At 63.3% G+C, this 5332-nt stretch carries 8 protein-coding genes; 4 read left to right on the plus strand and 4 right to left on the minus strand.

Annotated features, from left to right (window positions below):
• The 4 genes from ABYW26_RS09865 to ABYW26_RS09880 form a co-directional block, all read left to right on the plus strand.
• A partial coding sequence (locus ABYW26_RS09865; protein ID WP_372604670.1) for a flagellar basal body rod C-terminal domain-containing protein occupies positions 1 to 84 on the plus strand: 84 nt, incomplete at its 5' end.
• Positions 84 to 512, plus strand: a complete 429-nt coding sequence (gene flgA, locus ABYW26_RS09870) for a flagellar basal body P-ring formation chaperone FlgA (protein WP_372604659.1) — start codon at positions 84 to 86, stop codon at positions 510 to 512. The genes ABYW26_RS09865 and flgA, both read left to right, overlap by 1 nt.
• A 9-nt stretch (positions 513 to 521) precedes the next feature.
• Positions 522 to 1250 carry a flagellar basal body L-ring protein FlgH gene (gene flgH / locus ABYW26_RS09875; protein ID WP_372604660.1) on the plus strand — a complete coding sequence of 243 codons (729 nt, stop codon included), beginning with the start codon at positions 522 to 524 and terminating at the stop codon, positions 1248 to 1250.
• Positions 1251 to 1257: 7 nt separating this feature from the next.
• Positions 1258 to 1740 carry a flagellar basal body-associated FliL family protein gene (locus ABYW26_RS09880; protein WP_372604662.1) on the plus strand — a complete coding sequence of 161 codons (483 nt, stop codon included), beginning with the start codon at positions 1258 to 1260 and terminating at the stop codon, positions 1738 to 1740.
• 13 nt (positions 1741 to 1753) lie between these two features.
• Here the strand turns inward: ABYW26_RS09880 and ABYW26_RS09885 are convergent, their stop codons facing one another.
• From ABYW26_RS09885 to ABYW26_RS09900, 4 genes are all read right to left on the minus strand, one after another.
• Positions 1754 to 2089 (minus strand): hypothetical protein, encoded by a 336-nt coding sequence (locus ABYW26_RS09885; protein ID WP_372604664.1) that lies wholly within the window; start codon positions 2087 to 2089, stop codon positions 1754 to 1756.
• Entirely contained in the window at positions 2086 to 3168 is a 1083-nt protein-coding gene (locus tag ABYW26_RS09890) for a flagellar biosynthesis protein FlhB (protein ID WP_372604665.1), read from the minus strand. Before ABYW26_RS09890 ends, ABYW26_RS09885 begins: the two co-directional genes overlap by 4 nt.
• The gene (locus tag ABYW26_RS09895) at positions 3165 to 3944 is read right to left on the minus strand and encodes a flagellar biosynthetic protein FliR (protein ID WP_372604666.1); all 780 of its coding nucleotides are present in this window, start codon (positions 3942 to 3944) and stop codon (positions 3165 to 3167) included. The genes ABYW26_RS09890 and ABYW26_RS09895 overlap by 4 nt, the downstream gene beginning before the upstream one ends.
• Positions 3941 to 5332: FHIPEP family type III secretion protein (locus tag ABYW26_RS09900; protein ID WP_372604668.1), on the minus strand; the 1392-nt coding region annotated here is incomplete at its 5' end. The genes ABYW26_RS09895 and ABYW26_RS09900, both read right to left, overlap by 4 nt.

A 5332-nucleotide genomic window follows, 5' to 3' on the forward strand; every position in this document is an offset into this window, starting at 1 on the left:
GAGGCCCAGCGCGGGTATGAGTTGAACGCCAAGGTCATCACCGCCGCCGACCAGATGCTTGGCGCAACCACACAGGTGCGCTGATGTGGCGGCTGGTGCTGATCGCGGCGCTGTTCCCGGCGATGTCGCCTGCGGAAACGCTGTTATCGACCCGAACCCTGCGCAGTCAGATCGTTCTTGGCCCCGGCGATCTGGTGGTGGCGGCGGGCGATATTCCCGGCACCTTGTCCGACCCGGTTCAGGCCATCGGCATGGAAACGCGGGTCATTCTTTATGCCGGGCGGCCGATCCGCCCCGGCGATATCGGCCCGCCCGCCATCATCGACCGCAATCAGATCGTCACCCTGCGCTATCAGACCGGGGGCCTGATGATCCAAACCGACGCCCGCGCACTGGATCGCGCCGCCGTGGGCGACCGCATTCGCGTGATGAACCTTGATTCCCGCACCACCGTAACCGGGCAGGTGACCGCCAATGGCGACATTGTCGTCGGCCCTGCCGCGTATGAATAGGACGCCAAGATGAACCGTTTCGTTGCAACCGCCTGTATCGCCCTGACTGTCGCCGGCTGTTCGGATCTGGCCGAAGTCGGCCGCGCCCCGGATTTCACCCCGACCGAAGGCAGCGCCGCCTATGACGCCATGACCTCGGCGCAATATCCGCAAAGCTCGGGCCGCCACCGCAGCAGCGATTACGCCTCGCTTTGGAGCGGCGGTCGCGATTCCCTATTGGGCGACCGCCGGGCCGAGCGGCGCGGCGATATTCTGACCGTGGTGATCGAAATCGACGATAAGGCGGAAATGTCGAACTCGACCGCACATTCCCGCAGCGGCTCGGACGATATGAGCGTGCCGCAATTGTTCGGCCTTCCGCAGCGCGCCGATACCGTCATGCCGACCGGCGCCAGCATGGAAAACGCGGTCTCGACAACCTCGTCCAGCGCCTCCAGCGGCGATGGCTCGATCCGGCGCAATGAAAAACTGACCCTGCGCGTCGCCGCCACCGTCACCAATGAACTGGAAAACGGCGTTCTCAGGATCGAAGGCACGCAGGAAGTGCGGGTCAATTTCGAAATGCGCGAGCTGCTGGTCACTGGTTATGTTCGGCCCGAAGACATCTCGCGCCAGAACGAAATCACTTATGACAAGATCGCGTCGGCCCGGATTTCCTATGGCGGACGTGGCCAGATCGCGCGGGTTCAGCAGCCCCGCTATGGTCAACAGATCGCTGACATCCTGCTGCCGTTCTGAGGCGAAAATGAAATTCATTCTTCCGCTTTTACTGGCCCTGATCGGCCTCGGCGTCGGCGCCGGGGCCGGGATGTTCCTGAAACCTGACGCCGATCTGGCCGAGGACCACGCAACCCCGCCCCCCAAAAACGACGGCCATTCCGACCATGCCGAACCCACCGAGGACACGGTGGAATTCGTCAAGCTGAACAATCAGTTCATCGTGCCGGTGGTCGAAAACGAACGGGTCAGCGCGCTGGTCGTGCTGTCGCTCAGCCTTGAAGTCGATCTTGATGAACGGGCCCGCGTTTACCAGCTTGAGCCGAAATTGCGCGATGCGTTTCTCAGCGTCATGTTCGACCACGCCAATTCCGGCGGGTTTCGTGGCGTGTTCACCGCCAGTTCGAACATGTCCGCGCTGCGGCTGGCCCTGCTGGAAGTCGCCAAGAAAATCCTCGGCCCACAGGTCCATGACGTGCTGATCATCGATCTGGTCCGGCAAGACACCTAGCCGCAAATCCCGCCTATTTCCGCAATTCCCTGACCGCCTGCGCGCGCCCGAATGCCGTGCCGGCGGTGTCGCGCGCGTCGGCCTCCGTCACTCGCAGACGCGCCAATTGCTTGTTCAGATCAGCCCGCCGCAGCGCCGCCCAGCGCTGCCATAACAGATCGGCGCCGGTCAACGTGACCGCATCCGACACATCTGGGGTGGCCCGGCGTCGCTGTTGATCCAATGCCTTGATCTGCGCCTCGACAGCCTCGCGCGCCGAAATCGCCGCGCGCAATTTCGACAGCGCCGCGTCCTGCGCCACCCCTGTCAGTTGCGCCAGTTCGGCCAGTTGTTTTGCCTCACGCCTCATGAAAACCGCCGCGCCCGTTTGCGCATCGCCTCGGCAAAGCGGATCGAGGCCGCGACGGCCTTGTAATGATCGCGCTGAATTTCCTGCCCGACCTCGACCGTGGCAAACAGCGCCCGCGCGGTTGGCGGATCGCTGTGCAGCGGCACCCCATGTTCGGCGGCCAGTTCGCGAATTCGCGCCGCAATTTCATCGACACCTTTCGCCACGCAAACCGGCGCGCCGGGCGCCGAGCGGTCCCATTTCAGCGCGACTGCGTAATGCGTCGGGTTCACGATCACGACCTCGGCCTTCGGCACATCGGCCAGCATCTGGTTCATGGCAATCGCCATACCCTTTTGCCGGCGCTGCTGTTTGATGTGGGGATCGCCCTCGGACTGTTTGAATTCCTCTTTCATCTCCTGATGTGACATGCGGTTTTTCCGCAGGTGCTCAAAATGCTGCCACAGCGCGTCAATCGCCCCGATCGCTGTCGCGATGCCAACCACGACCAAAAGGAACGACACGCAAAGCCGCACCATCAAGGCCAGCCCCATGCCCGGCGACAGGTTCATCGCGGCCAGCATCTGTGGCAGGTTTTTCGTCAGGACCACCGCCAGCGCCGTGGCATAGACCCCTAGCTTCACCGCGCTTTTGCTGAACTCGAACAGCCCCGCCGCGCCAAACTTGTTGCGCGCGTTCGACAGCGGTGAAATGCGCGACAACCGCGGCGCCAGCTTTTCCGGCGCAAAGACCAGGCTGCGCTGCGCCGCGACGGACAAAAGAACCGCAACCGCCGGCCCCAGAAACCACGCGCCAGCCGCCACCGCCACCGCAACCATCAGGCCGCCAACGGCAGGTCGCGAGGTTGGCCCCAAAAACAGCGGCGCCATCCGATCGGGATGATCCAGAAACCCCATCAAGACCGTGCCAAGATGGCCAAGGCTGGCCGCCCCGACCCCAAGCGCCACCAGAACAAAGCCGAAATAACCGGCAGTGGTGTTCAGATCCGCTGAACGGGCAAATTCTCCCTTTTTCCGCGCGTCGGCCAGCCGTTTCTGTGTTGGCTCGTGCTGCTTGTCTTCGTCGCTGTCACCGCTCATTGGCCCGCCCCGAACGGCGCGGCAAGAACGGCGTTCACAGCGCCCTGCCACAGGTCCAGCATGATTGGCATGGCCAACAGCAACAGGATCAATCCTCCGGCGGTGATGGCTGGGGCGCCGACCATCGCCACCATCAACTGCGGCATCGCGCGGTTGATCACCCCCAAGGCCAGATTATAAAGCAGCGAGATGATCACGAACGGCATCGCCAGCGTCATCGCCAGCCCGAATGCCCGTGCGACCTGGGCCACGCCCAATTCCGAAAGCGCGGCGGCGGGGATCAATTGTGCGGGTGGCAGGAATTGATAGGACAGCACGATCGCCTGTGCGACTTTGACGGGCAGGCCGCCCATCACCAACAGCGCCAATCCGGCGATGGTCAGCAAATGCCCCATCGCGGGTTGAGGTTCGACCCCGGCCGAGGCGAAAATTTGCGACAAGGATGTCGCCTGCGCCGCGATCTGGCCCGCCATCTGTAACGCCAACACCATCAGCCGAAACAGAATGCCCAACGCGAGGCCAGCCAAAACCTCGGTCAGGATAAAGGGCGCGACGATCTGGCCTGCACTGGTAACTGGCGCCAATTCAGGCAGGATCGCCGGCGCGACAATCATGGTAAACGCGATCGTCAACGCCAAACGGACCCGCATCGGCACATAGGATTCGCCAAAGGCAGGCAACAGCGCCATCACCGCCCCGACGCGCAAAAACACGATGAACGCCGCCAATATTGCGACCTCGCTGAACGGCACCAATGCGGCGACCGCGCCGATCATGCCGGCACCAATCCGACCAGCGACGGCCGCGCCTGGGTTCCGATTTCCTCGAACGACAGAACCGGTGCACTGATGCCGCGCGCCGACAGGACCGTGCGGACATAGCGGCGGCGGCGGCTAGAGGTCACGACCGCCGGGAAAATCCCGGTCTCGCCCGCCTTTGCCAGCTTGTCCGCTACGGCATTCGCCAGCTTGTTAAAGTCCTCGGGCGGCAGGGCCACATCGCGGGCGCCATTGTCAGAGTCGATCTGATAGGTCGAAAACCGCTCTTCCCATTCGGGGGCAAGTTGCAGCAGCGGGATCGTGCCATCGGCGCGTTTGTGTTCGGCAACCAGCTGAAACCCCAGACGGTGCCGGACATATTCGCAAATGATCTCGGGGTTCGGGGCCGAGTGGCGAATTTCGGCAATGGATTCAAGGATCAACGGCAGATTTCGGATCGACACACGTTCGTCCAGCAACAGCCGCAGCACCGCCAGCAACATGTCCACCGGAACCTTGTCGGGCACCAGTTCGGCCAACATCCGGCGGTTCGCCTCGGCCCGCGCCGGGTCGCTGAGATTGGTCAGCTCGTCCAACAGCCGCCGCAGGGATTTCAGCGTCAGAAGCCGCGCGAAATTGCTGCGGATGACTTCGAGCAGATGGGTGGCCAGAACCTCGGTCGGGCCGACAATGGTCAGCCCCGCCAGCGCCAGATTTTCGCGTTCCGTGGCGGAAATCCAACGGGCAGGCGCGCCATAGACCGGCTCTTTCACAGTTTCGCCGGGCGGCAGCGGCTGGGCATCATCGGCCAGCAGAACCAGAACGCTGTCTGGCTGCAAACGATCGCGCGCCTGTTCGACGCCCTGAATGCGCATGATGTAAGTGCCGGGATGCAGCGCCGCATTATCGGTCAGGCGGATCTCGGGCAGGACCAGACCGTAAACCTCGGCCACATGTTTTCGCATGCTTTCGATCCGCGCATCCAAGCCGGTCGCGGGGTCCAACACCATGCCCACCAGATCGGGGGCAAATTCGACATGAATATCGTCAAGGTCCAGAATATCGCCCATCGAGGTGGGCTTGCCGGGGGGTGGCGCAGTTTCGGCCGCGGTCCGCGCGGAGGCGGCGCGGCGTTGGGCGTTGCGATGAACCGTGAACGCCGCACCGGCCAGCACAAGCGCGCCGATCACGAACGGCACGAATGGCAAGCCGGGCACCAAGGCGAACAACGCCATCAACACCGCAACCGTCGCCAAGGCGGGTGGGTAGCGGCCCAACTGTCCGATCAGCGCCAGATCAGCGGCCCCGGTTGCGCCACCCCGGGCCAGCAACAACGCCGATGCGATCGAGATAATGACCGCCGGAATCTGGCTGACCAGCCCATCGCCGACCGTCAAAATCGCATA

Source organism: Actibacterium sp. (assembly GCF_041584535.1).
Lineage (GTDB): Bacteria > Pseudomonadota > Alphaproteobacteria > Rhodobacterales > Rhodobacteraceae > Actibacterium_D.

Coding starts and splice junctions, on each gene's coding strand:
- flgA (WP_372604659.1), top strand. CDS start 84: ATGTGGCGGCTGGTGCTGATCGCGGCGCTGTTCCCGGCGATGTCGCCT.
- flgH (WP_372604660.1), top strand. CDS start 522: ATGAACCGTTTCGTTGCAACCGCCTGTATCGCCCTGACTGTCGCCGGC.
- ABYW26_RS09880 (WP_372604662.1), top strand. CDS start 1,258: ATGAAATTCATTCTTCCGCTTTTACTGGCCCTGATCGGCCTCGGCGTC.
- ABYW26_RS09885 (WP_372604664.1), bottom strand. CDS start 2,089: ATGAGGCGTGAGGCAAAACAACTGGCCGAACTGGCGCAACTGACAGGG.
- ABYW26_RS09890 (WP_372604665.1), bottom strand. CDS start 3,168: ATGAGCGGTGACAGCGACGAAGACAAGCAGCACGAGCCAACACAGAAA.
- ABYW26_RS09895 (WP_372604666.1), bottom strand. CDS start 3,944: ATGATCGGCGCGGTCGCCGCATTGGTGCCGTTCAGCGAGGTCGCAATA.